Origin of the sequence: Micromonospora sp. DT43 (assembly GCF_049841645.1) — a bacterium.
Taxonomy (GTDB): domain Bacteria; phylum Actinomycetota; class Actinomycetes; order Mycobacteriales; family Micromonosporaceae; genus Micromonospora.
Window position 1 is genome coordinate 122,103 of record NZ_JBNCKR010000011.1, and the last position, 24,552, is coordinate 146,654.

25 protein-coding genes are annotated in these 24,552 nt (G+C 72.2%); 19 read left to right on the forward strand and 6 right to left on the reverse strand.

Going from position 1 to position 24,552, the window contains the following annotated elements:
* Positions 1-38 precede the first annotated feature (38 nt).
* Positions 39-1,409, reverse strand: coding sequence for a glycosyl hydrolase family 18 protein (locus ACLQ26_RS24055; protein ID WP_425746583.1), 1,371 nt, complete (start codon positions 1,407-1,409; stop codon positions 39-41).
* Between the two features lie 206 nt (positions 1,410-1,615).
* Between ACLQ26_RS24055 and ACLQ26_RS24060 the strand changes: the two genes are divergently transcribed.
* From ACLQ26_RS24060 to ACLQ26_RS24070, 3 genes are all read left to right on the forward strand, one after another.
* Positions 1,616-2,725: a M24 family metallopeptidase gene (locus tag ACLQ26_RS24060; RefSeq protein WP_425746584.1), complete on the forward strand. Its 1,110-nt coding sequence runs from the start codon at positions 1,616-1,618 to the stop codon at positions 2,723-2,725.
* Positions 2,722-3,864, forward strand: a complete 1,143-nt coding sequence (locus tag ACLQ26_RS24065) for an acyl-CoA dehydrogenase family protein (protein WP_425746585.1) — start codon at positions 2,722-2,724, stop codon at positions 3,862-3,864. Before ACLQ26_RS24060 ends, ACLQ26_RS24065 begins: the two co-directional genes overlap by 4 nt.
* A gap of 63 nt (positions 3,865-3,927) precedes the next feature.
* The gene (locus ACLQ26_RS24070) at positions 3,928-4,434 is read left to right on the forward strand and encodes an Lrp/AsnC family transcriptional regulator (RefSeq protein ID WP_425746586.1); all 507 of its coding nucleotides are present in this window, start codon (positions 3,928-3,930) and stop codon (positions 4,432-4,434) included.
* On the opposite strand, the gene ACLQ26_RS24075 is transcribed toward ACLQ26_RS24070, so the two are convergent.
* Entirely contained in the window at positions 4,364-4,975 is a 612-nt protein-coding gene (locus ACLQ26_RS24075) for a histidine phosphatase family protein (RefSeq protein WP_425746587.1), read from the reverse strand. The two genes, ACLQ26_RS24070 and ACLQ26_RS24075, sit on opposite strands and share 71 nt — an antisense overlap.
* 158 nt (positions 4,976-5,133) lie before the next feature.
* Here ACLQ26_RS24075 and ACLQ26_RS24080 point away from each other — a divergent pair, with 158 nt between their 5' ends.
* The 5 genes from ACLQ26_RS24080 (at position 5,134) to ACLQ26_RS24100 (ending at position 8,604) form a co-directional block, all read left to right on the forward strand.
* Positions 5,134-5,328 carry a CsbD family protein gene (locus ACLQ26_RS24080; RefSeq protein ID WP_363686110.1) on the forward strand — a complete coding sequence of 65 codons (195 nt, stop codon included), beginning with the start codon at positions 5,134-5,136 and terminating at the stop codon, positions 5,326-5,328.
* A 73-nt stretch (positions 5,329-5,401) separates the two neighbouring features.
* Positions 5,402-5,743: a YnfA family protein gene (locus tag ACLQ26_RS24085; protein ID WP_425746588.1), complete on the forward strand. Its 342-nt coding sequence runs from the start codon at positions 5,402-5,404 to the stop codon at positions 5,741-5,743.
* 380 nt (positions 5,744-6,123) lie between these two features.
* Positions 6,124-6,786 (forward strand): polysaccharide deacetylase family protein, encoded by a 663-nt coding sequence (locus tag ACLQ26_RS24090; RefSeq protein ID WP_425746589.1) that lies wholly within the window; start codon positions 6,124-6,126, stop codon positions 6,784-6,786.
* Between the two features lie 196 nt (positions 6,787-6,982).
* Complete coding sequence (locus ACLQ26_RS24095; protein ID WP_425746590.1) at positions 6,983-7,549, forward strand: RNA polymerase sigma factor; 567 nt, start codon at positions 6,983-6,985, stop codon at positions 7,547-7,549.
* Entirely contained in the window at positions 7,546-8,604 is a 1,059-nt protein-coding gene (locus ACLQ26_RS24100; RefSeq protein ID WP_425746591.1) for a hypothetical protein, read from the forward strand. The genes ACLQ26_RS24095 and ACLQ26_RS24100 overlap by 4 nt, the downstream gene beginning before the upstream one ends.
* A 110-nt stretch (positions 8,605-8,714) precedes the next feature.
* Here ACLQ26_RS24100 and ACLQ26_RS24105 read toward each other — a convergent pair whose 3' ends face one another.
* Positions 8,715-9,659 (reverse strand): NADP-dependent oxidoreductase, encoded by a 945-nt coding sequence (locus tag ACLQ26_RS24105; RefSeq protein ID WP_425746592.1) that lies wholly within the window; start codon positions 9,657-9,659, stop codon positions 8,715-8,717.
* A gap of 113 nt (positions 9,660-9,772) precedes the next feature.
* On the opposite strand from ACLQ26_RS24105, the gene ACLQ26_RS24110 reads away from it, so the two are divergent.
* Positions 9,773-10,321 carry a TetR/AcrR family transcriptional regulator gene (locus ACLQ26_RS24110; protein WP_425746593.1) on the forward strand — a complete coding sequence of 183 codons (549 nt, stop codon included), beginning with the start codon at positions 9,773-9,775 and terminating at the stop codon, positions 10,319-10,321.
* A gap of 57 nt (positions 10,322-10,378) precedes the next feature.
* On the opposite strand, the gene ACLQ26_RS24115 is transcribed toward ACLQ26_RS24110, so the two are convergent.
* On the reverse strand, positions 10,379-11,071 hold the full coding sequence (locus ACLQ26_RS24115) for a TetR/AcrR family transcriptional regulator C-terminal domain-containing protein (protein WP_425746594.1): 693 nt from the start codon (positions 11,069-11,071) through the stop codon (positions 10,379-10,381).
* Positions 11,072-11,124: 53 nt separating this feature from the next.
* On the opposite strand from ACLQ26_RS24115, the gene ACLQ26_RS24120 reads away from it, so the two are divergent.
* Positions 11,125-12,243, forward strand: a complete 1,119-nt coding sequence (locus ACLQ26_RS24120; protein ID WP_425746595.1) for an FAD-dependent oxidoreductase — start codon at positions 11,125-11,127, stop codon at positions 12,241-12,243.
* Between the two features lie 24 nt (positions 12,244-12,267).
* On the opposite strand, the gene ACLQ26_RS24125 is transcribed toward ACLQ26_RS24120, so the two are convergent.
* Complete coding sequence (locus tag ACLQ26_RS24125) at positions 12,268-13,659, reverse strand: KamA family radical SAM protein (RefSeq protein WP_425746596.1); 1,392 nt, start codon at positions 13,657-13,659, stop codon at positions 12,268-12,270.
* A 150-nt stretch (positions 13,660-13,809) separates the two neighbouring features.
* Between ACLQ26_RS24125 and ACLQ26_RS24130 the strand changes: the two genes are divergently transcribed.
* The 9 genes from ACLQ26_RS24130 to ACLQ26_RS24170 all read left to right on the forward strand — a co-directional run bounded on the left by ACLQ26_RS24130 (position 13,810) and on the right by ACLQ26_RS24170 (position 24,030).
* On the forward strand, positions 13,810-14,859 hold the full coding sequence (locus ACLQ26_RS24130; RefSeq protein WP_425746694.1) for a zinc-binding alcohol dehydrogenase: 1,050 nt from the start codon (positions 13,810-13,812) through the stop codon (positions 14,857-14,859).
* A 5-nt stretch (positions 14,860-14,864) separates the two neighbouring features.
* Complete coding sequence (locus ACLQ26_RS24135; RefSeq protein ID WP_425746597.1) at positions 14,865-16,436, forward strand: amidohydrolase; 1,572 nt, start codon at positions 14,865-14,867, stop codon at positions 16,434-16,436.
* A complete protein-coding gene (locus ACLQ26_RS24140; protein WP_425746598.1) occupies positions 16,433-17,995 on the forward strand; it encodes a lysine 5,6-aminomutase subunit alpha in 1,563 nt (520 codons plus the stop codon). The genes ACLQ26_RS24135 and ACLQ26_RS24140 overlap by 4 nt, the downstream gene beginning before the upstream one ends.
* Positions 17,992-18,771 carry an OAM dimerization domain-containing protein gene (locus tag ACLQ26_RS24145; RefSeq protein ID WP_393292657.1) on the forward strand — a complete coding sequence of 260 codons (780 nt, stop codon included), beginning with the start codon at positions 17,992-17,994 and terminating at the stop codon, positions 18,769-18,771. Before ACLQ26_RS24140 ends, ACLQ26_RS24145 begins: the two co-directional genes overlap by 4 nt.
* Positions 18,768-19,160 carry a hotdog domain-containing protein gene (locus ACLQ26_RS24150; protein WP_425746599.1) on the forward strand — a complete coding sequence of 131 codons (393 nt, stop codon included), beginning with the start codon at positions 18,768-18,770 and terminating at the stop codon, positions 19,158-19,160. Before ACLQ26_RS24145 ends, ACLQ26_RS24150 begins: the two co-directional genes overlap by 4 nt.
* A complete protein-coding gene (locus ACLQ26_RS24155; protein WP_425746600.1) occupies positions 19,157-20,494 on the forward strand; it encodes a glutamate mutase L in 1,338 nt (445 codons plus the stop codon). The genes ACLQ26_RS24150 and ACLQ26_RS24155 overlap by 4 nt, the downstream gene beginning before the upstream one ends.
* Before the next feature lie 491 nt (positions 20,495-20,985).
* Complete coding sequence (gene lnt, locus ACLQ26_RS24160) at positions 20,986-22,596, forward strand: apolipoprotein N-acyltransferase (RefSeq protein WP_425746695.1); 1,611 nt, start codon at positions 20,986-20,988, stop codon at positions 22,594-22,596.
* 34 nt (positions 22,597-22,630) lie between these two features.
* The gene (locus tag ACLQ26_RS24165) at positions 22,631-23,440 is read left to right on the forward strand and encodes a polyprenol monophosphomannose synthase (RefSeq protein WP_363686082.1); all 810 of its coding nucleotides are present in this window, start codon (positions 22,631-22,633) and stop codon (positions 23,438-23,440) included.
* A 65-nt stretch (positions 23,441-23,505) separates the two neighbouring features.
* A complete protein-coding gene (locus tag ACLQ26_RS24170; protein WP_425746601.1) occupies positions 23,506-24,030 on the forward strand; it encodes an FxsA family protein in 525 nt (174 codons plus the stop codon).
* 63 nt (positions 24,031-24,093) lie between these two features.
* On the opposite strand, the gene ACLQ26_RS24175 is transcribed toward ACLQ26_RS24170, so the two are convergent.
* Positions 24,094-24,435 carry an RNA polymerase-binding protein RbpA gene (locus tag ACLQ26_RS24175; protein WP_046564157.1) on the reverse strand — a complete coding sequence of 114 codons (342 nt, stop codon included), beginning with the start codon at positions 24,433-24,435 and terminating at the stop codon, positions 24,094-24,096.
* Positions 24,436-24,552 lie beyond the last annotated feature (117 nt).

Genomic DNA, 24,552 nt, shown 5'->3' on the forward strand with positions numbered 1-24,552 from the left:
GGCGGCGTCGACCGGGGATCGCGGCGTCCGGGTCAGGTTCAGGCGGGGAGGGTCCAGCGCTGGTTGGCGCCGGCGAAGCAGTCCCAGATCTGGAGTCGGGCGCCGTCGGCGGAGCTGTTGTCGGTGACGTCCAGGCACTTGTTGGACTGCGGGTTGCGCAGCGTGCCGTTGGACTGCGCCTGCCAGACCTGGGCGCCGCTGCCGTTGCAGTCGTACAGCTGCACCTTGGCGCCGTTGGCGGTGGAGCCGCTGGCGATGTCGGCGCACTTGCCGAGGGAGCGCAGCGTGCCGTCGCTGGCCACGGTCCAGGTCTGCGCGTTGGTGCCGTTGCAGGTCCAGAGCTGGATGGCGGTGCCGTTGGCGGTGCTCGCCGAGGCCACGTCGACGCACTTGCCGCCGAGGCCGGTGATCCGGCCGGTACGACCTGACGGCGGCGGGGTGGTGCCGCCCATGATGGTGTCGTACATGGCGCTGACCAGCGAGGTGGAGCCGGTGGTGTCCTGCGACAGCTCCCAGTTCATGACGCCGCCGGCGTTGGCCAGCGCCCACTGTGTCTTGCGCTTGACGGTCGGAACGCCGTTGTAGCACTGCTGCGCGCCGCCGGCGGTGGTGCAGTCCCGGTTGGCGTTGGCCGGGTCCAGGGCGACGAGCGCCGAGTACGTGTAGTAGCCGGGGCGGCTGTAGAACGGGATGCCGAGGACTGCCTTGCTGGCCGGCAGGCCGCGGGACTTCCACAGGTTGATGCTGTTGATCGACCAGTCGTAGTTGGAGTGCGGGCTACCGCCGTCGTACGCCATGATGTTGAGCCAGTCGACCTGGCCGAACACGGCCGTCGGCACGCCGTCGAGGTAGTAGCCCTCGGAGACGACGGCAGCGGTGAGCAGCTTGCCGCGGCTGTGCATGGCGCTGCCGAGCTGTGTCATGAGCTGGCTGTAGTTGTTCGCCGAGGCGCCCGGGTCGGGGTACTCCCAGTCGATGTCGACGCCGTCGAGGTTGTACTGGTTGACGAAGTTGACCAGGTTGTTGACGAAGGCGCTCCGGCTGCCGGAGTTGCCGGCGAGGGCCTCGAAGGCCGAGTCGTTGCCGTCGTTCCAGCCGCCGACGGCGATCGAGACCTTCACGTTGTTGGCGTGGGCCTGGGAGACCAGCGAGGAGAGTTTGCTCGGGTTCTCCACCGCGCGCAGGCTGCCGTCGTTGTTGGGCAGCACGAAGGCGTAGTTGATGTGGGTGAGCTTGTTGTACTGGATGGTGTTGACGTTGCCAGCCCACGAGGGCATGTAGCCGACGCTCTTGAAGTTGTTCGGCAGCACCACGGCCTGCGCGGCGGTGGGGACGAGGGTGACGGTTGCGGCGGCGGTGGCCAGGGTGAGCAGGCCGGCGGCGAGGGCGCGGCGCAGTGGTGAGGACATCGGGGGCCTTCCCGTGGGCGGGGGACGACGCCCGCCCACGCAGGGTTGTCGCGGGCGGGAATTGCGGGACGCAGGAACGGGGTGGGCCTCGAGGCAGCCAAATCTTAAAGAGTGTTAACTGTCGGCGTCAATCAACGCCGGTGTATTTCCTTCCCCGAGTGGATGTGGGCTTCTGGGGATCCCCAAACGACCGTTAAGCTGACGGCGTGGGAACCGATGAGCTGTACCCGCCGGACCGGCTGATCGCCGCGCAACGCGCCACCGCCGCCGCCGGCCTGGACGCGCTGCTACTCACGCCCGGCTCCGACCTGCGCTACCTGACCGGGTACGACGCCCACGTGGGGGAGCGGCTGACCTGCCTGGTGCTGCCCGCCGAGGGCACCCCCACGCTCATCGTGCCCAGACTGGAACGTCCGGCCGCGGAGGCGGCGCCGACCACAGGCGTGCGCATCGTCGACCACCCCGACGGCGTCGATCCGTACCCCCTGGTCGTCGCCGCCCTCGACGGCCCGCCGGCGGCGGTCGGGCTCGCCGACCGGATGTGGGCCGAGCAGGTCCTCGCCCTGCGCGCGGCGCTGCCCGGCGCCGCGCAGCGGCTCGCCGGCGAGGTGCTGCGCGAGCTGCGGATCCGCAAGTCCCCGGCGGAGGTGGAGGCGCTCGCCGAAGCCGGCGCGGCCATCGACGAGGTGCACCTGCGGATGGGTGAGTGGCTGCGCCCCGGCCGCACCGAGGCCGAGGTGGCGGCCGACATCGCGGCGGCGATCCGCGACGCCGGGCACGTCAGCGTCGACTTCGTCATCGTGGCTGCCGGCCCGAACGGGGCCAGCCCGCACCACGGCACCTCGGATCGGCCGATCGGCGCCGGCGAGCCTGTGGTGGTCGACATCGGCGGCACGATGCCGTCGGGCTACCGCTCGGACTGCACCCGCACCTATGTGGCGGGCGGGCCGGCGCCTGCCGACTTCGTCGACTACTACGCGGTGCTGCACGCCGCCCAGGGCGCGGCGGTGGCGGCGGTGCGCCCCGGGATCACCGGCGCGGCGGCCGACGCGGCGGCCCGGGAGCCGATCGCCGCAGCCGGCTACGGCGACGCGTTCCTGCACCGCACCGGGCACGGCATCGGCCTGGACGGTCACGAGGAGCCCTACCTGGTGGCCGGCAACGACCGGCCGCTGGAGGCCGGCATGGCGTTCTCCATCGAACCGGGCATCTACCTGGCGGGCCGGCACGGCGCCCGCATCGAGGACATCGTCGTCTGCACGACGGACGGCGTGCAGCGGCTCAACACCACCCCCACGGAGCTCATCGCGCTATGACTGTCGACCGGATCCTCCCCACCGACGAGGCCCACGACCTGCTGGAGCTCGCCACCGAGCTGGCCGACCGCGAGCTGGCGCCGAAGGCCGCCGGCTTCGAGGAGCGCGCCGAGTTCCCCCGCGAGGTGCTGCGCACCATCGGCCGCGCCGGCCTGCTCGGCCTGCCGTACGCCGAGGAACACGGCGGCGCGGCGCAGCCGTACGAGGTGTACCTGCAGGTGCTGGAGATCCTGGCCAGCCGCTGGCTCGCCGTCGCCGAGGCGGTGAGCGTGCACACCCTGAGCTGCTACCCGGTCGCCGCGTTCGGCACCGCCGAGCAGCGCAAGCTCCTGCCGGACATGCTGGGCGGGGAACTGCTCGGCGCGTACTGCCTCTCCGAGCCGCAGGGCGGTTCCGACGCCGCGGCGCTGAGCACCCGCGCGGTCCGCGACGGCGACGCGTACGTCGTCTCCGGTACCAAGGCGTGGATCACCCACGCCCGGGTGGCCGACTTCTACAACGTCTTCTGTCGCACCGGCGGGCCCGGCCCGAAGGGCATCTCCTGCCTGGTCGCGGACGCGGGCACCGCCGGCATCGTGCCGCAGGCCGCCGAGCGGACCATGGGGCTGCGGTCCTCGCCGGTGGCGCAGATCGCCTTCGAGGAGGCGCGGGTGCCGGCCGACCGCCTGGTCGGCGGCGAGGGGGCGGGCTTCACCATCGCGATGTCCGCGCTGGACTCGGGTCGACTGGGCATCGCGGCGTGCGCGGTCGGGCTCGCCCAGGCCGCCCTCGACTACGCCGTCGGCTACGCCCGGGAGCGACAGCAGTTCGGCCGGTCCATCATTGACTTCCAGGGTCTCGGCTTCCTCCTCGCCGACGCGGCCACCCAGATCTCCGCCGCCCGCGCGTTGACGCTCGCGGCGGCCCGACTGCGCGACGCGGGGCGGCCGTACTCGATCGAGGCGGCGAAGGCGAAGCTCTTCGCCTCCGACGTGGCGATGCGGGTGACCACCGACGCCGTGCAGGTGCTCGGGGGCGCGGGCTACGTCAGCGACCACCCGGTCGAGCGGTACATGCGGGAGGCGAAGGTGCTGCAGATCGTGGAGGGCACCAACCAGATCCAGCGGTTGGTGATCTCCCGGGCGCTCGCCGGAAGCTGAGACGGCGGGTCAGCGCGGCGTTCGTCGTCGCCGTCGCGCCGATTTCCCGGTAGGTTGCACGCCGTGGAGGAGATCGACCGCGCCATCGTCGCCGCGCTGACCGCTGACGGCCGTCTGTCGTACACCGACCTGGCCGAGAGGGTGGGGCTGTCGGTGTCCGCCGTGCACCAACGGGTGCGCCGGCTGGAGCAACGCGGCGTGCTCAAGGGGTACGCCGCCCGGGTGTCGTTCGAGGCGCTGGACCTGCCGTTGACCGCGTTCGTGGCGATCCGGCCGTTCGATCCGTCGCAGCCGGACGACGCGCCGGAGCGGCTGGCCCACCTGCCGGAGATCGACTCGTGCTACTCGGTGGCGGGGGAGGACTTCTACCTGCTGCTGGTGCGGGTGGCCAGTCCGGCGGACCTGGAGCGGGTGTTGCAGGAGATCCGCACCTCGGCGAACGTGACGACCCGGACGACTGTGGTGCTGTCCACGCCGTACGAGAACCGTCCGCCGAAGATCAGTGCCGGGGCGCCGAGTCGGTCGCGGTCCCGGGTGCCGGAGGAGCCGGCTGGTTCCACCGCAGGATGACCTGTCGGCCGTGCTCGTGACCGAGCGCGCTGACCGTGGCGGTGTCCAGGCGCAGCCGTCCACCGGCGGACGGGGGCAGCCCGATCCAGCGGGCGCCGAGCACCCGCAGGCTGTGCGCGTGGCCGACAAGCGCCACGCTGCCCCGGTCGAGCAGCGGTGTGACGCGGGCCAGCACGCGGTCGAGCCGGTCGCCCACCTGCGCGGGTGACTCCCCGCCGGGGCAGCCGTCGGTCCAGATGTTCCAGTGCGGATCGTCGTCGTGGATGTCGACTGTGGTGCGGCCCTCGTACTCGCCGTAGTTCCACTCGCTGAGGTCCTCGTCGACCGCGTCGACGGTGAGGCCGGCGAGCTGCGCGGTGCGCAGCGCCCGGGAGCGGGGGCTGGCCAGCACGGTGGCGAAGCGCCGGCCGGCCAGGAACGCGGCGAGGGTGCGGGCCTGTCGCTCACCGTCGGGGGTCAGCTCCAGGTCGGTGTACGAGGTGTGCCGCAGGCTGGCGCTCCAGGTGGTCTCGCCGTGCCGGATCAGCAGGAGCTCTCCCATGCGGTCAGTTAATCATCGTGGCGGGGGCGTTCGTGCGGCCCTCCCTCAACCTATCTTCCTAGGATGCCTTAGCGGGTGTGGGCCGCCCGGCACCACCGGTTTCAGCACCGGGACAAGGGGCAAGCGAGCGGTGCCAACCGCCAGACCGAGGAGGCGCGATGAGCTTCACCGAGAAGGCAAAGAACAAGGTCGAGCAGATGGCCGGCGCCGCGAAGGAGCGGGTCGGTGACGTGACCGACAACGAGCGGATGCGTGGCGAGGGCGCCAGCGAGCAGGGTGACGCGCGCGCCAAGCAGGCCGGTCAGAACATGAAGGACGCGGGCCGCAACGTGAAGGACTCCTTCACAAAGTGACCTGAGCGGTCCGCGGGTCCCCGGGTGAGCATTCACCCGGGGACCCGTCGTGCGCGGCGGTTAGGGTCGCGGCGTGACAGTGCTTCGTTCCCTGGTGTTGTTCGTGCTTGCCGCTCTGGCCGAGATCGGTGGCGCGTGGCTGGTCTGGCAGGGGTGGCGGGAGCAGCGTGGCCTGTGGTGGATTGCCGCCGGAGTGGTCGCGTTGGGCTGTTACGGCTTCGTGGCCACGTTCCAGCCGGACGCGAACTTCGGCCGGATCCTGGCCGCGTACGGCGGGGTGTTCGTGGCGGGCTCGTTGGGCTGGGCGATGGTGGTGGACGGTTTCCGCCCGGACCGCTGGGACCTTTCCGGTGCCGCGCTGTGCCTGCTCGGGGTCGCGGTCATCATGTACGCCCCGCGCGGTGGTTCCGCCTGACCGGTTCCTGCTCCGATCTTGCATGTGCGCCCCCGACGGCCGCCGCAATCGCGGGGCAGTGAGCGTCCTTCGCGTCTGCGATGATTCGCGGCGTGATCCGACCCCGGCTTCGTCCGTTGTGGTGTGGCGTACTGGTCGCGACGGCCGTCCTCGGCGGTGTCGGGTGTACGGCGTCCCGGGCGACACCGCCGGACCAGCCGATCTTCGTCGGCTCGTCGGCCACACCATCGGCCAACGCCACCGCCTTGCCGGCGACGCCGACGGCTTCCGGCAGGCCGCAGGGCGCTCCGACGTCGACGGGTCCCGGTGCGCCGCCGATTGTCCCGACGCCTGTGGTTCCGGCTGTTCCCGGGGCGTCGCGGGTGGGGACCAGGGCGCCGGTGGTGGATCACGGGCCGCGTACGGGTGACAAGGTCGCGTTGACGTTCGACGCGGACATGACCGACGGGATGCTTGCCAACCTGCGCGCCGGCCGGGTGACGTCGTACGCGAACCTGCGCATCCTGGACCTGCTGGAGCGGGAGCGGGTGCCGGCGACGTTCTTCCTGACCGGCAAGTGGGTGCAGCGGTACCCGGACGTGACCCGGCGGATCGCCGGCAATCCGCGCTTCGAGTTGGCCAACCACACGTACGGGCACGCGGCGTTCACCGCCGACTGTTACGACCTGCCGCGGTTGCCTGTCGACGAGTTGGCCGGCGATGTGGCGAAGACGTTCGAGGTGATCGCGCCGTACGGCGGCCGGCAGACCCGGTACTTCCGCTTTCCGGGGCTCTGCCACGACGCGGCGGCGCTGGACGCTCTGGCACCGCTGGGTGTGACCGTCGTCGACGGGGACGTGGTGAGCGGCGATCCGTTCGCGAAGGCGTGGAAGCCCCTGGTGCGCGCGGTGTTGGACCACGTACGCCCGGGGTCTGTGGTGATCATGCATGTGACCGAGGCGAACGCGGCGATGACCGATGAGGCGTTGCCGCACATCCTGGCCGGGTTGCGCGCGCGGGGGTTGGTGCCGGCGCCGTTGTCCGAGGTGCTGGCCAGGGGCTGAGGTTCAGCCTTCCGGCACGCCGTCGACGCGGACTACGTTCGGGCCGGCCTGCTGACGATCGCTTCGCTACGGCAGTTGCCGGCGGCGATGAGCGCCCGCGGTGATCGGTAGGGTCGCCGGTCTCGTGCTCGCCGGTATCCGCGCCTGACTGTGCGCGGGCTGTCACGGTTGTCGTCGTGGTGGACATGGACTGGACGTGAGCTCAGGGACAGAGCATGACGAGGACCGCTTCCGGCGGGTCTACGCCGAGGACTTCGAGTCGCTGTTGGCGTACGCGCTGCGGCGGGTCGCGCACCCGGAGGACGCGGCGGACGTCGTCGCGGAGACCTTCCTGGTGGCGTGGCGGCGCCGTCGGGACCTTCCGGCCGGAGGGGAGGCGCGGTTGTGGCTGTACGGGGTGGCCCGGCGGGTGTTGGCCAACCAGCACCGTGGTGGTGTTCGTCGGCAGCGTCTTGGTGAGCGGTTGCGTCAGCAGATCGTCGCGTCGGTCGCCGATCCGGGGAGTGAGGTGCCGGAGCGGCTTGCCGTTCGGGTGGCGTTGGCTGGTCTGGCTGAGGTGGACCGGGAGGTGTTGATGCTCACCGTCTGGGAGGGGCTGCGGCCGCATGAGGTGGCTGCGGTGCTGGGGGTGGGGCCTGCGGTGGTCCGGACTCGGTTGTCGCGGGCGCGGGCGAGGTTGCGGGGGCTGGTCGGTGACGATCCGGGACCGCCCGGACATGTGCTCGATGTGCTGACCGCATCCACCCGGAAGGAGGACAGGTGACGAGTGGAGAGCGCGTGGACCGGGTGGTTCGCGCTGCCGACCCGGCCCGGCCCGAGGTGATCGGGTCCCTCGGCGGGGTGAAGCAGAGCCTCTTGGAGGAGATCATGTCTGAGCCGATGGTCGAGCGTGTCGTCGAGGTTCCCCGGCGGCGGTTGCGGGTGCGTCGCTTCGCCGGTGTGGTGACGGCGGCCGCTGTTCTGCTCAGTGTCGTGCCGGCGTCCATTGTGCTGCGGGGGTCTTCGGAGGGTGGTGGGGTCTCTCCCATCGCCTCGGCCGACGCTCAGGTGGTCTATCCGCCGGTGGCGATGGCGGTTGCGGAGAGGAACCCGCGGCTGCTCATCGACCGCCCCGGTTGGGTGGTGAGCACGGTTTCGGAGTTCGAGGAGGACCACGGCAGCATGGTGTTCCGCAGGGGTGGTCGTGAGCTGGAGATGACCTGGTATCTGGCTACCGGTTATGCGGACCGGTTCGCCGACCGGCGGGACGTTGGTCCCGCGAAGTCGGTGCGGGTCGACGACTGGCCGGCTGAGGTTTTCCAGTATCTCGCCGGTGATTTCTCGGTCCTGTTGCGTCCTCGTGACGGGATGTTCGTGGAGATGCGTACCTCCGAGGGCTGGTCGCGTAGGGACCTGGACCGGGTTCTCGCGGACATCGTTCGGGTGGATGCGCGGACGTGGTTGGCCGCGCTTCCGGCAGAGGTGGCCAGGCCGGTGGGGGTGCGGGCGGCGGAGGTGCTCGTCGGTGTGCCGCTGCCGCCCGGGTTCGATGTCGCCGCGCTGGACGACATCGGTGTGCCTGACGCGTACCACTTCGGTGTGGGTGTGACGTCCCGGGTGGGTTGCGGGTGGATCGCTGAGTGGCAGCGGGCGAGGGCAAGTGGGGACGAGGCGGCGGTGCGGCGAGCGGCTGACGCGCTTCAGGGGAGCCACGGGTGGCGGGTGCTGCGGGACATGGACGCGGCCGGTGACTGGCCGGAGGTGTTCTGGGAGTACGCCGACGAGGTCGCGGCGGGGACGTTGCGGGCGGGTTATGTCCAGGGCTTGGGCTGCCGGTGACGGAAGCGGCGGCGATGACCGATGAGGCGTTGCCGCACATCCTGGCCGGGTTGCGCGCGCGGGGGTTGGTGCCGGCGCCGTTGTCCGAGGTGCTGGCCGGGGGCTGAGGTTCAGCTTTCCGGCAGGTCGTCGACGGTCAGGACGATCTTGCCGCGTCGGGATCCGTGCTCGGATGTCCGGTGTGCCTCGGCCGCCTTCGTGAGGGGGAAGGCCGCGTCGATCGGCACCGTGAACCGGCCCTCGGTGAACAGTTGGGCTGCGGTGGGCAGGCCGTGGCGGCCGTCGGGTTCGCCGGCCAGTTGTCCCATGGAGAGGCGGACGCCGTGGGTGGGGGCGGTGAAGTCGGCGAGGGTGACGACCGCTGTGGGGTCGCCGGTGAGGTGGAGCAGTTCGGTCAGGGAGCCGGCGCCGGCGACGTCGAGGGCGCGGTCGATCCGGGTGACGTCCAGAGCGGCGAGGCGGTTCGTGAGGTCGGGGCCGTAGGTGACGGGTGTCGCCCCGAGCTGGCGGAGGAGGTCGTGGTTGTCGGCGCGGGCGGTGCCGATGACGTGGACGCCGCGGGCGGCGGCGAGTTGGACGGCGATGCTGCCGACACCGCCGGCGGCGCCGTCGACAAGCAGTGTCATGCCGGGTCGTGGGTCCAGCAGGTCGAGGGCCCGGGTGGCGGTTTCGATGCTGGTGCCGGCCGCGCCCGCCTGGGTCCACGGCATGGTGGTGGGTTTGTGTGCCCAGTGCTGTAGGACGGCGAACTGTGCGCTTGCGCCGCCGAGTCTGGCCAGTTCGACGATGCCGAAGACGTGGTCGCCGAGGGTGACGTCGTGGACGTCGTCGCCGATCTTGTCGACGGTGCCGGCGGCGTCGACGCCGGGGATGTGGGGCAGCGGCAGTCGGGCGCTCATCGGGGTGCGGCCGGAGCGGAGGCCGACGTCGACGGGGGAGACGCCGGCGGCGTGGACGCGGATGCGGATCTGGCCGGCTCGGGGTTGTGGCGCGTCGGTGGTGCCGAGGTGGAGGACGTCGGGACCGCCGAAGCGGTCGTACTGCATGGCGAACATCAGGGCGCTCCTGTGCCTGGGTGACGGGGTGATGGTCGTACCGTAGGTCGGAAACGGAGCAGCCGTTCCGCTGTGGGGTCAAGTGAGAGGAGGGCCGGGTGGAGATGTCTCGGATGCGGCGGGCTGATGCCCGGTCGAACCGTGATCGGCTGGTGGCGGCGGCTCGGGAGGCGTTCGCGTCGGCGGGGCTTGAGGTGCCCATGCGGGAGGTGGCGCGACGGGCGGGGGTTGGTGTGGCGACCCTGTATCGGCATTTTCCGACGCGTACGGAGTTGGTCACCACGGTGCTCGTCGAGCGCGTCGAGGAGTGTGGTGTGCGGATGCGCAGCGCGCTCGACGACCCGGATGCGTGGCGGGCGTTGTCGGGCACGGTGCGCGAGTTCGCCGATCGGCAGGTGCATGATCGGGTGCTCAACGAGGCGTTGTTGGGGCCGGGCGAGTTCGCTGCGGCGTTCCAGGTGGAGCGCCGGGAGCATGCGCAGGCGTTGGACGTGCTGGTTGCCCGGGCTCGGGCGGCGGGTGTGCTGCGCGATGGTGTGGACGTGGACGATGTCCGGGCTGGCCTGTTGGCCATCGCGTCGCTGCGGCGGTTGCCGGCGGAGACGAGTGCCCGGGTGATCGGTAGGGTCGCGGCTCTCGTGCTCGCCGGTATCCGTGCCTGACCGGTGCGGCCTGTCACGGTTGGGGCGGTGCACCGGCTGGTCGAGCGGCTGGAGTGTTTACGTCGGTGGTCGGGTGAGTTTGGCGGCCACGGCGTCGAGGACCCAGTCCAGGCCGGTTGCGAAGGATGCCTCGGCGGTTATCTCAATGGCGTCGTGTACGGCCTTGGTCAGCGTCGGGAAGCGGCCGGTGGCCAGCATTGTCGTCACGTGTGGGCCGTTGGCGCGCTGCCAGTCGCGCTTGGACTGGCCGGTGGCGCGTTCGGCCCGTAGGTTGGCGATTTCGCGTCTGATGGCTCCGGTGACGTAGGCGCTGACGGTTTCCGCGGCGCGCATGATGGTGTCGATATCGGCGAGGCCGTCGAGGGCGGCCAGCGTGGCCTCGGTGACGGCGAGGCCGTGCGGGCCGAGGGTCGGGCGGCCGCCGAGCAGGTCGGCCAGCCAGACGTGGCGCAGGGCGGCCTGCCTGGTGCGGTGGGCGAGGATGCGCAGCGCCTCCCGCCAGTCGGTGGGCTGCTCCCCGGGGAGGATCTCGGCGTTGACCTCGTCGATCATGAGGTCGAACAGTTCGTCCTTGGTGGTGATGTATCCGTACAGCCGCATCGGGCCGGCGTTCAGTCGGGCGGCGACCTTGCGCATCGACACCGCCTCCAGGCCGCCTTCGTCGGCGAGTGCGATGGCGGCGGCGATGATCTGTTTCCGGTCGAGTGGCACGGGGGGAGTCGGCGGCGCGGGCCGGTCCCACACGGTCATGGTTTCTCCCTGCTGTTGCGATGCATTGTACGGCGGCGATACGGTGTATCGCTATGAGACACCGTATCGCCGTGGTCGGGGGTGGCCCTGCCGGCCTCACCTTCGCCCGTGTCCTGCACCGTCTCGGCTACCCCGTCGCCGTCCTCGAGCGCGACTCCGCGCCCGACTCCCGTCCTGCGGGCGGCACGCTGGACCTGCACGAGGGGCTGGGTCAGCTGGCACTGGAGAAGGCGGGGCTGTCGGCGGAGTTCTCGGCGCTGTCTCGTCCCGAGGGGCAGGCCATGCGGATCCTGGACACGGCGGGGACCGTTCTGCGGGACTGGCGGCCCGACCCGGATGAGCGCGCCAATCCGGAGATCGACCGGGGGCAGCTTCGTGACCTGCTGCTCGGCTCTCTCGACGTGCGGTGGGGGCGAGAGGTGACGCGGGTGGTGCCGGGGGCGGGGGACGGCGTGGTGGTTCATTTCGCGGACGGGCGGCAGGAGACGTTCGATCTCGTGGTGGGCGCGGACGGCGCCTGGTCCCGGGTCCGCCCGGCGGTCTCGCCGGTGACGCCGCAGTACACAGGCGTGACCTCGGTCGAGACCTCCCTCGACGACGTCGACACCCGCCACCCCGACCTCGCCCGGTTGGTCGGCGACGGTTCGGTGGCCGTGTACGGCGTGAACCGATCTCTGGTGGCCCAGCGCAACAGCGGCGGTCACGTCAAGGTGTACGTCAAGTTCCGCGCGCCGCTGGATTGGCACGCGGATGTGGACCTGACGGACGTGGAGGCAACGCGATCGAGCCTGCTGGCTCTGTTCGACGGCTGGGCGGCTCCCGTCCTCGACCTGCTCGCCCACGGTGGAGCCTTCGTGCACCGGCCCATCTTTGTCCTGCCCGAATCCCACACCTGGGCCCACGTCCGCGGGGTGACGCTTCTGGGCGACGCCGCCCACCTGATGCCTCCGTTGGGGGCGGGCGCGAACCTCGCGATGCTCGACGGTGCGGAGCTCGCGGAGTCCATCGCTGCCGGCCCGGACGATCTGGACGAGGCTGTGGGCGCCTTCGAGGAGCGGATGTCGGCGCGGGCCGGCAGGTGGGCCAGGATCACGACTGCCGGTCTGGAACGCCTCGTGAGCCGGGATCCTGCCGACGCCGTCGCCCTGTTCGATGAGGTCCAGCGATCCTGACCGGCGGGTGGAAGAGCGCCCGGGTCAGTCGTCGCGGTGGTCGTGCCACCACTGCTGGCCGTCGGCGGGCAGGGTGTCGATCGGGTCGTAGTAGGCGTAGCGCTTGTTGAGCGCCTCCAGGTCGGCGGACTCGATGGAGGTGCGGTAGTTCTTGGTCCAGTAGGAGATGCCGCGCTCACGGTCGTAGTCGGTGAGCATGTGCACCCAGCGCTTGCCGACGAAGGGCACGTCGCAGACGATGCGTGGGGTGGCGTAGCCGGGTAGGTAGCCCATGATGTCGTGCTGGAGCTGCTGGGCGTGCCAGACGGGGACGCGCCAGTGTTCGGCGTTGGGGATCATGTCGCACATGTAGAAGTAGTACGGCAGGATTCCGGCTTCGCCCTGGAGCGCGAAGCAGAGGTCGAGCAGTTCCGGGGTGGTGGCGTTGACGCCGCGCATGAGGACGCCCTGGTTGCGGACGTCGCGGACGCCGACGTCGAGGGCGGTCTGGGCGGCCTTGGCGACCAGTGGGGTGAGCGACTGGGCGTGGTTGACGTGGGTGTGGATGGCGAGGTTGACGCCTCGGCGTCCGGCGGTGCGGGCGACGCGTTCCAGGCCCTCGACGACGTCGGGTTGCAGCCAGTGCTGGGGGAGGCCCATGAGGGCCTTGGTGGCGAGGCGGATGTCGCGGACCGTCTCGAGTTCCAGCAGGCGCATGAGGTACGCCTCGAGGTTGCGCCACGGGACGTTTGCCACGTCGCCGCCGGAGACGACGACGTCGCGGACGCCGGGGTGGGCCTTGAGGTAGGCGATGTGGGCGTCGTAGCGGTCGACGGGCTTGAGGGTGAGCTTGAGCTTGTCGACGGCGGGGGTGGAGTTGCCGACCAGGTCCATGCGGGTGCAGTGGCCGCAGTACTGGGGGCAGGTGGAGAGCAGTTCGGCGAGGACCTTTGTGGGGTAGCGGTGGGTGAGTCCTTCGGCGACCCACATGTCGTGCTCGTGGAGGCTGTCGCGGCTGGCGTAGGGGTGTGAGGGCCAGTCGGTGCGTCGGTCGGAGGCGACCGGGATCATGTAGCGGCGGATGGGGTCGGCGAGTAGCGCCTCGGTGGTGAGGGTCGCGAACGGCACCATCGTGTTGATCATTTGTGGTGGCACCAGCATGGACATGGTGGCCAGGGCCGACTGGTCGGCCTCGAGGTCGGCGTAGAAGGTGTCGTCGATGAGGTCGCCGAAGACGGCGCGGAGTTGCTTGGTGTTCTTGACGCAGTTGACGCGCTGCCACTGGGCGGATTCCCACTGGTCGCGGGTGACGTGGCGCCAGCCGGGGAAGCGGGTCCAGTCGGGTTCGACCAGGGGGCGGCGGTGGTATTCGTAGGGCTGCCCGGCGGTCGGTGTGGCGACCTGGCCGTGACGGGGGTGCGGGATTGTCTGGGTCACGGCCCCTCCTCGGTGGTGCGGTGGATCATCGCCCGAAGGCTACTGGAAAATATTCGGTACAGAAACTAGTCTGCCGTAAGTTTTCCCGTTACGCGAGCCCTGGCCGGGGCTTCGAGCGGCTGGACAGGGGAGGTCGGCGTGACGTCACCGGTGGGACTGCACCGCGTCGTGCAACCGGCGGGGGTGCTGCCGCAGGCGGCGTGGCGGCTGGACGCGTCCGCCGCGATCGCGCCGAACGAGGTGCGCATCCGGGTGCAGCGGCTGAACCTGGACGCGGCGAGTTTCCGGCAGTTGTCGGAGAAGCACGGCGGTGACGGGGACGCCGTACGCGCCGAGGTGCTGGAGATCATCTCCACGCGGGGAAAGATGCAGAACCCGGTGACCGGCTCCGGCGGGATGCTGATCGGCACTGTCGAGGAGGCCGGTCGGCGGTCCCCGCTCGGGCTCAGGGCGGGGGAGCGGGTCGCCACCCTTGTGTCGTTGACGTTGACGCCGCTGGTGATCACCGATGGGTTGGCCCGGTGGGACGGGCGCAGCGAGCAGGTGCCGTGCGACGGGTGGGCGATCCTGTTCGCGCGGTCGATCGCCGCGGTGCTGCCCGACGACGAGGACCCGCAGTTGTCCCTCGCCGTGCTGGACGTGTGCGGGGCGCCGGCGCTGACGACGCGTGTGGTGTCGCGCTACGTCGAGGAGCGGCGGCGTGCCGGTGATCCGACTCCGGTGCGGGTCGCGGTGATCGGCGGGGCCGGCAAGAGCGGGTCGCTGTCCCTGGCCGCGGCGCGGCGGGCGGGCGCCGCGCGTACCGTCGGGGTCGTTCCGGTGGCGGCGGAGCGCGACGCGCTGACGGCCGCCGGCCTGGCGTCGGTGGTGGCGTTGGCCGACGCCCGCGACCCGGTGGGGTTGTCCACGGCGGTGACCACCGCGCTGGGCGCCCCGGCGGACGTGACTGTGCTGTGCGTGGACGTGCCGGGGTGTGAGCACGGCGCGGTGCTGGCCACCGCGGACGGCGGCACGGTGATCTTCTTCTCGATGGCGACGAGCTTCTCCGCGGCGGCGTTGGGCGCGGAGGGGTTGGCGGCGGACGTGACGATGCTGGTGGGCAACGGGTACGTGCCGGGGCACGCGGAGTTGGCGTTGGCGCTGCTGCGGGCCGAACCGGGGGTGCGTCAGCTGTTCACGGCGCGGGTCGCGGCAGACTGAGAGTCATGACGAACCCCTCGACGTTGTACCGCGGCGGCGTGCTGCACTGCCCCGCCGAGCCGAGCGCCACCGCGCTGCTGGTGTCCGGTGGGCGGATCACCTGGTTGGGCGCCGACGGTGACGCGCCGTCTGCCGACCGGGTGGTGGACCTGGGCGGGGCGCTGGTGACGCCGGCGTTCGTCGACGCGCACGTGCACGCCACCGACACCGGGTTGGCGTTGTCCGGGCTGGACCTGTCCGGGGTGCGCTCGGCGGGGCAGTTGCTCGACGCGGTGGCCGGGTTCGCGGCGGGACTGCCGGCGGACGCGGTCGTGCTGGGGCACGGCTGGGACGAGTCGGGTTGGTCGGATGCCACGTTGCCGGACGCGGCGGCGTTGGACCGGGCCGCCGGTGGCCGGCGGGTGTACCTGTCGCAGGCGTCGATCCACTCGGCGTTGGTGTCGTCGGCGTTGCTGGCGGCGTGCCCGCAGGCGGCCGACGCGGCCGGGTACGACGCGTCGGGCTGGTTGCGGCGCGACGCGCACCACGTGGTGCGGGCTGCGGCGCAGGGGTCGGTGACGCGGGCGCAGCGGGTAGCCGCGCAGCGGGTCGCCCTCGCGCACGCGGCGTCGTTGGGTATCGCGGCGGTGCACGAGTGCGGCGGCCCGGAGATCTCCGACGAGGAGGACTTCACCGGTCTGCTGGGCATCTCCGGGGCGGGGTTGCCGGAGGTGTACGGGTACTGGGGTGAGCTCGGTGGCGCGGCCCGGGCCCGGGAGTTGGGCGCGGTGGGCGCCGGCGGGGACCTGTTCGCCGACGGGGCGTTGGGGTCGCGCACGGCGCACGTGTCGCAGCCGTACGGCGACGGTGACGGTGACGGCTGCGGGCACGGGTACCTGTCGGTCCAGCAGGTGCGCGATCACCTGCTGGACTGTGCGGCGCACGGCCTGCAGGGCGGGTTCCACGCGATCGGGGACGCGGCGATCGGCACCGTGCTGGACGGGTTCGCGGCGGCGGCGGCGACGCTGGGCGTGGAGCGGTTGCGCGCGGCACGGCACCGCATCGAGCACGCCGAGATCATGAACAAGTCGATGATCGCGCGGTTCGTGGAGTACGGGATCGTGGCGAGCATGCAGCCGGCGTTCGACAGGTTGTGGGGCGGGGCGGGCCGGATGTACGAGGCGCGGCTGGGGTTGCAGCGGTCGTTGGAGTCGAACCCGATGGGCGCGATGCACTCGGTGGGTGTGGCGTTGGCGTTCGGGTCGGATTCGCCGGTGACGCCGCTGGACCCGTGGGGGTCGGTGCGGGCGGCGGCGTCGCACCACAACCCGACGCAGCGGATGGGTGTGCGCTCGGCGTTCGCGGCGCACACCCGGGGTGGGTGGCGGGCCGTGCACCTGGACGTCGAGGGCGTCCTCGCTTTGGGTGCGCCGGCGACGTTCGCGGTGTGGTCCACGCCGGCCGGCGTGGAGCGGGGCCTGCCGGTGCTGCTGGCCGAGGACCCGGAGGCGCGCGGTCCCCAGGACCCGACGCCGCTACCGGTGTGCCGGCGGCTGGTGCTGCGCGGTGAGGTCATCTACGAGGAAGGGTCGTCGTGACCGGGAAACTTGACCTTGATCCGGTGCTGGTGGCGCGGGCGCGGGAGTTGGCGCGCCGCGCCGGACAGCCGGTGGTCGACCTGGCGCGCAGCCACACGACGGTGTCGGTGGAGCGGGCGGTGCTGCGGCTGGCCGGGGTGAGCGGCGCCGACCCGGACGGCATTCCGTGGGTGAACCGGCTCGTCGACGCGGTCGTCGCGGACGTGGGGTTGGGTCACGGGGTGGCGGTGCCGGTGTTCGACGCCCTGGCCCGCGAGGGGATCACCGATGTGACGTTGCTGGCGCAGAAGGCCGCCGCCGGGTCGGTGCGGTTCGCGCTGCCCAGCGGTCGGGCCGCGACGGCGGCCCGGTCGGCGGCGCGCAGAGCGGTGGGCGCGGGGATCCGGCGCATCGACAGGCGGCGCGCGGAACGCGACCGGCTCGTCAAGCGGCACGGTGACCCTAAGCAGCGGCCCTGGATCTACCTGATCGTGGCGACGGGGGACATCTACGAGGACATCCCGCAGGCGCAGGCCGCCGCCCGGGCCGGCGCCGACGTCATCGCGGTGATCCGCTCCACCGGGCAGTCGCTGCTGGACTACGTGCCCGAGGGCGCGACCCGCGAGGGGTTCGCCGGCACGTACGCCACGCAGGAGAACTTCCGGCTGATGCGCGCGGCCCTGGACGAGTCGTCGAAGGAGTTGGGCCGCTACGTGCGGTTGACGAACTACGCGTCGGGGCTGTGCATGCCGGAGATGGCGACCCTGGCCGGGTTGGAACGCCTCGACATGATGCTCAACGACTCGATGTACGGGATCCTGTTCCGCGACATCAACCCGGTCCGTACGTTCGTCGACCAGCGGTTCTCCCGGCAGGTCCACGCCCGCGCGGGGATCATCATCAACACCGGTGAGGACAACTACCTCACCACGGCCGACGCGGTCGACGAGGCGCACACGGTGACGGTCTCGCAGCTGCTCAACGAGTTCTTCGCGCACGAGGCGGGTCTGGCGGACTGGCAGTTGGGCCTGGGGCACGCGTTCGAGATCAACCCGGAGGTGCCGGAGTCGTTCCGGCTGGAGTTGGCGCACGCGCTGCTGGCCCGGGAGCTGTTCCCCGACGCGCCGCTGAAGTGGATGCCGCCGACGAAACACATGACCGGTGACGTGTTCCGGGGCAACCTGCTCGACGGGTTCTTCAACCTGGCGGGCGCGCTGACCGGTCAGGGCATCCTGCTGGTGGGGATGATGACCGAGGCGGTGGTGACGCCGTGGCTGTCCGACCGCGACATCGCGCTGCAGAACGTGCGCTACGTCCTCGGCGCGGCCGGTGGCCTGCACGAGGACTTCGTGCCCGCGCCGGACGGGTTCATCCGCCGCCGCGCCAACCAGGTCCTCGGTGAGGCCCTGGACCTGTTGGAGCGCATCGGCGAGCAGACGCTGCTCACGGCCATCGCGCAGGGCACGTTCGGGATCATGAAGCGGCCCGCGGACCGCGGCAAGGGCCTGTCCGGGGTCGCCGCGCACGAGGCCGACTACTGCAACCCGGCCACCGACATCCTGGAAGGGCCGGCCGCATGAGCGCCGTCGAGACCGGCGCCACCGGCGCCGAGAAGAAGATCGTGCGGCCGTACGGGGACACCACCGGCGACGGGATGGTGCAGGTGTCGTTCACCCTGCCGGTGGCGCACGACAAGCGGGCCGAGGGCGCGGCGGTGCAGTTGGCCAACAAGATGGGCATCGACCCGGCGATGGTGGTGCACGCCAAAGGCATGGGTGACGGGTTCACGTTCTTCGTCGTCTACGGGCGGGTCAACCACCTGGTCGACGTGGGCGCGGTGCAGGTGGTGGAACGCGACTTCGCGCTGCTGAGCGCCAAGGAGGTCAACACGGTGGTCAAGCAGCGGCTGCGGCGCAAGCTGTCAGTGGTCGGGGCGTGCATCGGCACCGACGCGCACACCGTGGGCATCGACGCGATCCTCAACGTCAAGGGCATCGCGGGGGAGAAGGGCCTGGAGTACTACCGGGAGTTGAAGGTCACCAACCTGGGCGCGCAGGTGAGCGTGCCCGAGCTGGTGGAGGCAGCGAGGGTGGAGAAGGCCGACGCGGTGCTCGTGTCGCAGGTCGTCACCCAACGCGACGCGCACCTGCACAACACGCGGGAGATGTCCGCGGCGTTCCGGGAGGCGATGCCGGCGGGCCGCCGACCCCTGTTGATCGTCGGCGGTCCCCGCTTCGACGAGTCGATGACCGACGAGTTGGGCGTCGACCGGATCTTCGGTCGCGGGACCACGCCCGGCGAGGTGGCCAGCTACCTCGTGCACGCCCTGATCACGCAGCGGAAGGCGAACGCATGACCGACACCAGGCTCGGGTTGACGGTGACGCACCGAAGGTACGTGCCGTACTCGCACGCCCACTACGCCGGCAACCTCGTCGACGGGGCGTACGCCCTGGCGTTGTTCGGCGACGTCGCCACCGAGGTGTGCATCCGCACCGACGGCGACGAGGGCCTGTTCGCCGGCTACTCCGACGTGCGGTTCACCGCGCCGATCCGCGCCGGTGACGTGGTGGAGGTGACCGCGCGGGTGTCGCGGGTCGGCAGTCGCAGCCGCACCCTGGAGTTGAGCTGCGCGGTGGTGTGCCGGGGCCGCCCGGACCGGTCCGCGTCCGCCGCCGAGGTCCTCGACCCGCCGATCGTGGCGGTCACCGCGACCGGCACCGTGGTCGTCCCCGCCGGCTCGTGACCCTGGCGGTCTGCGCGGACGTCGGCTCCACGTACACCAAGGCGGCAGTGGTGGACCTGGCCGCCGGTGTCCTCGTCGGCGCGGCGGCCGCGCCCACCACGGTGGGCAGCGACGTGCTGCACGGCCTGGACGCCGCCGTCGCGGCGGCCACCGCCGGGCTCGGGGTCCGTGACGTGCCGTGGTACGTCTGCTCGTCGGCCGGCGGTGGGCTGCGGCTGGCCGTGCTCGGCTACGAGGCCCTCGTCACCGCCCAGGCGGGCCGGCGGGTCGGGTTGTCCGCCGGCGCGCACGTGGTGCACGTCGCGGCCGGACGGCTCGGCGCGGTGGACCTGACGGCGTTGCGGGCGGCCCGGCCGGACGTGGTGCTGCTCGTCGGCGGCACCGACGGCGGCGACGCCGACACGATCACCCACAACGCGACCCGCCTGGCCCGCGCCCGCTGGCGGGTGCCTGTGGTGTACGCGGGCAACGCCCACGTGCGCGCGGAGCTGACCGGGCTGCTGGAGGCCGCCGGGGTGCCGGTCACCGGGGCGGACAACGTGCTGCCGCGCATCGGGGTGCTCGCCCCGGCGTCGGCGCGGGCGGCCATCCGCGCGGTGTTCCTGCGCCACGTCATCGGCGGCAAACGACTGTCCAGGGGCGCGCGGTTCGCGCGGCTGGTGCGGGCCGCCACGCCCGACGCGGTCCTCACCGGCGTGGAGGTGCTCGCCGACACGATCGGCGGGGACCTCGCCGTCGTCGACGTGGGTGGGGCCACCACCGACGTGTACTCGGTGCTCACGCCCGACGAGCGGGCCACCGGGCCGGGGCGGGAGGTCGCGGGCAGCCTGTGGCGGGCCCGTACCGTCGAGGGTGATCTGGGCATGCGGTGGAGCGCGCCCGGCGTGGTGCGCGCCGCCGTCGAGGAGCGGCTGCTCACCGCCGGCGAGGCCGACGACCTGACCGCCGCGGCCGACCGGCGGGCCGCCGACCCGGCGTTCCTGGCCGGCGACGACGTCGAACGGGTCGTGGACCGGCGCATCGCCACCCTCGCCGCGACTGTCGCGCTGCGCCGGCACGCGCGGGGCGCCGCCACCGGTGAGCGGGCCGGACGGGACCTGCGCGACGTGCGGCTGCTGGTGGGTTCCGGTGGGGTGTTGCGGCACGCTCCCGGCCCGGCGTCCGGGCACGTCCTGGCGGCGGTCCTGGCCGATCACGCGGGTGGGTGGGCGTTGCCACGCGCCGCCCGCGCGGTCGTCGACGTCGACTACGTGCTGGCCGCCGGTGGGCTGCTCGCCGAGGAGCACCGGAGCGCCGCGGGGGCGCTGCTGCGCCACCACCTGGGCACGCAGTGAGACACGCCGACCCGACACGCCGTGGCGCAACACACGACAGGCCGGGGGTGGGTTGACAGGAGACGGGGTGCAGCACGTACCGTCTTTGAGTCCTACCACGGGAAGCGGCTGTTGTTCGCTTCGTCCCTTCGTCCGCTGGCCGAGCGACATTTTGAGCGTCATCGTCGCGGCGGCCAGGTCCAGCGGGCGGGGGTCGGCGGGGCGGCGCGAACCGGTCGCGGTTACCGGTGTACGGGCAGGGTGAGGTGCACGGCCAGTAGACAACGGCCCGGCGGGGGCAGCCAGTCCACCGCCTGGTCGGTCCGAAGGTCGGCGTGCCGCATCCTCGCCGCACCGGCCGGGGAGGGCCTGGGAGCATCGGGGCGCGGCGCGAGCCGCGCCCCGATTTCATGCCCGCCGGGTGGTGTGTCCCCGGCAGCCCGACGCGGTCGCCGGACCCGCCGGCCAGGTAGCCTTCGCCAGGTGATCGAGGAAACACTGCGGTGACGACGCTGGACCGGGACGAGACCCACGCCCCGGCGGCCCCACCGAACCCGGCGCCTGTGGGTCGTCCGCTGCCGCTGAAACTCGCCGCGCCGATGGCCGTCGCCGCCGGGCTGGCCCTGCTGCTGGCGTTCCCGCCGTACGGGGTGTGGCCGCTCGCGCCCGTCGGCGTGGCGCTGCTGGCCGCCGCCGCGCACCGGCGACGGTTACGCGCCGGCGCCGGCGTGGGTTTCCTCACCGGGGTGGCCCTGTTCGCGCCGCTGCTGGCCTGGACGAACCTGCACACCGGTTACCTGCCGTGGGTGCTGCTGTCGCTGCTGCAGGCCGGCTACCTGGCGCTGCTCGGTGTCGCCACGGCCTGGGTGTCCCCGCTGGCCGACCGTGGCCGTTGGCAGTGGCCGGCGCTGACCGGCCTGCTGTGGGTCGGGCAGGAGGCGCTGCGCGACCGCACCCCCTTCGGTGGGTTCCCGTGGGGTCGGCTCGCGTTCACCCAGGACGACTCGCCGCTGCTGCGACTGGCCGCGCTCGGCGGCGCGCCGCTTGTCACCTTCGCCGTGGCCCTCGTCGGTGGCCTGCTCGTCACCGCCGTCTGGCGGGGCTGGACGGCCCGCCGCGACGCCCGGCCCGACTGGTGGCTGGCGGCGGCCGCGCCGGCGGCCGTGGTCGTGGCGGTGGGCGCGGTGAGCGTCCTGACGCCCGTGGCCACCGCCGGCGGCGGCAAGGCCGTCACCGTGGCGATCGTGCAGGGCAACGTGCCGCGCCTCGGGTTGGACTTCAACGCCCAACGCCAGGCGGTGCTCAACAACCACGTCGACGCCACCCTGGAGTTGGCCGCGCGGGTCGCCTCCGGCGCGCAACGCCAACCCGACCTGGTGGTGTGGCCGGAGAACTCCAGCGACATCGACCCGCTGCGCAACCCCACCGCCGGCGCCCGCATCTCGCAGGCCGCCGACGCGATCCGCGCGCCGATCCTGGTCGGCGCGGTGCTGCTCGGCCCCGGCCCCGGGCAGGTCCGCAACGCGGGCATCCTGTGGCGACCCGACACCGGCGCGGACATGGCGCAGCTCTACACCAAACGCCACCCGGTGCCGTTCGCCGAGTACGTGCCGCTGCGCGACATCGCCCGCCAGGTCAGCGACCAGGTCGACCTGATCCGCAACGACTTCGTGCCCGGCAGCACCCCGGGCGTGGTACGCGCCGGCCCGGCCGTGCTCGGCGACGTCATCTGCTTCGAGGTCGCCTACGACGAGGTGGTCCGCGACACCGTCACCGGCGGCGCGCAACTGCTCGTGGTGCAGACCAACAACGCGACCTTCAACGCGGCCGAGGCCCGCCAGCAGTTGGCCATGGTGCGGCTGCGGGCCGTGGAGCACGGCAGGCCGGCGTTGATGGCCTCCACGGTCGGGGTGTCCGGGTTCGTCGCCCCCGACGGGCGGGTAAGCGACGCCACCGGGTTCAACACCCGGGAGGTCGTGGTGCGGCAGCTCCGGCTCGACAGCGGGCGCACCCTCGCCACCCGCCTCGGCTGGTGGCCGGAGGTCGCCCTCGCCGGGCTGGCCGTGGCCGCCCTGGTCGGCGCCGGCGTGCTGCGCCGTCGCCAGCGGGTGGTGCCCGGATAGCAGCAGCCGGTACGCCGGCGGGAGCGGAGGAACCGTGATCCAGGCGACCGATACGATCCGGCGTCCGGACGAGGTGCCCGGCGTGGGCCGGGTGCTGGTGGTGATCCCCACCTACAACGAGGCCGACAACATCGCGGCGATCGTCGGCCGGGTCCGCCGGGCCGCCCCCGCCGTGCGGATCCTCGTCGCCGACGACAACAGCCCCGACGGCACCGGCGCGATCGCCGACGCCCTCGCCGACGGCGACGCGCACGTGCGGGTGCTGCACCGCGAGGGCAAACAGGGCCTGGGGGCTGCGTACCTGGCCGGGTTCGGGTGGGCACGTGAGCGTGGCTACCACGCGGTGGTGGAGATGGACGCCGACGGCTCACACGCCCCGGAGGACCTGCCGGCGCTGCTGAGCGCCGCCCGCGACGCCGACGTGGTGATCGGGTCGCGGTGGACCAGCGGCGCGCGGGTCGTGAACTGGCCGCTGCGGCGGCTGCTGCTGTCGCGCTGCGGCAACCTGTACGCGCGCCTGGCGCTGGGCATGCCCGTGTCGGACGCCACCGGCGGGTACCGGGTGTACCGGATCAGCGCCCTGGACGCGATCGACCTGGGCTCGGTGTGCTCGCAGGGCTACTCGTTCCAGGTGGAGCTGTCGCGTCTCGCCCACCGGGCGGGGGTGCGGATCGTGGAGGTGCCGATCACGTTCGCCGAGCGGGAACACGGCGACAGCAAGATGAGCCCCCGCATCGTCGCCGAGGCGCTGTGGCGGATCACCCGCTGGGGTGTGCAGGACCGGCGCCAGGCCGTACGCCGGGGTCTGCACGGCACCCCCACGGGTCAGGTGCGGTGGCCGTGAGCGCGGCCGTGTCATGCTGGATGTGCGGTACGTGTCGGTGTGCCGCGGGATGGCGATGAGGTGAGATGCGCCGAGGACTGAGGTTCGTACCGGTCGCCCTGCTGCTGGCGGTGCTGCTGGAGTTGGCGGTGTTCGTCGCTGTGGGGCAGGCCGTGGGGTTCGGCGCGGCGGTGCTGCTGGTGTTCGCCGCGTCCCTGCTGGGGTTGGTGCTGCTGCGCCGCGAGGGAATGCGCGCCTGGCGGGGGTTCCGCACCGCCGCGCGGGCCGGGCAGCCACCGGGGCGGCAGGTGACCGACGGGCTCGTCGGGTTGGCCGGTGCCATGTTGCTGGCGGTGCCCGGTCTGGTCAGTGGCCTGGTCGGGTTGTCGCTGATGGTGCCGCCGGTGCGTCGCCTGGCCCGCTCCGGGGTGCAACGTGTCGCCGAGCGGCGGGTGTCGTCGATGGTCGCCGGTGACCTGTTCGGCCCACGCACGGTGCGGGTGCGCCAGGGCGCGCCGCAGCCGCCGCCGCGTCCCGAGCCGGAGCAGCCGGTCGTCGTCGACGGTGGCCGGGCCATCGAGGGTGAGATCGTGGAGCCCGGCCGCAACTGAAGCCACGCACACACGACGGCGCCCCCGGGGAAACCCGGGGGCGCCGTGTCGTGCGGGTGCTGCTCAGGCGCGGCCGCGGCGGGTCCGAACCTCCTGGAGGCGTTCGGCGAGGATGTCCTCGAGCTCGGCGATCGAGCGCCGCTCCAGCAGCATGTCCCAGTGGGTACGCGGCGGCTTGGCCTTCTTCTGCTCCGGCTCGCTGCCGTCGACGAGTCGGGCGACGCTGCCGTCGAACTTGCATTCCCAGGTCGTCGGGACCTCGGCGTCGACGGCGAACGGCACCTCGAACTGGTGGCCCTTGGCACACAGGTACTCGCGGGTCTGACGCGGCGCGAGCTCCGTGTTGCGGTCGGATTCGTAGCTGACCGCGCCGAGTCGGCTTCCGCGCAGCATACGCTCGCCCATGATCGACTTCCCCTCGTTCGTGGTGCTGGTCTTCTGGGTGTAACGGTGGGTTCCCGTCGCCCCATTCCCGCCCGAGGGCGTGAGGCGTCCACGGGTGAGCCGGACCCAAGGGTAGCC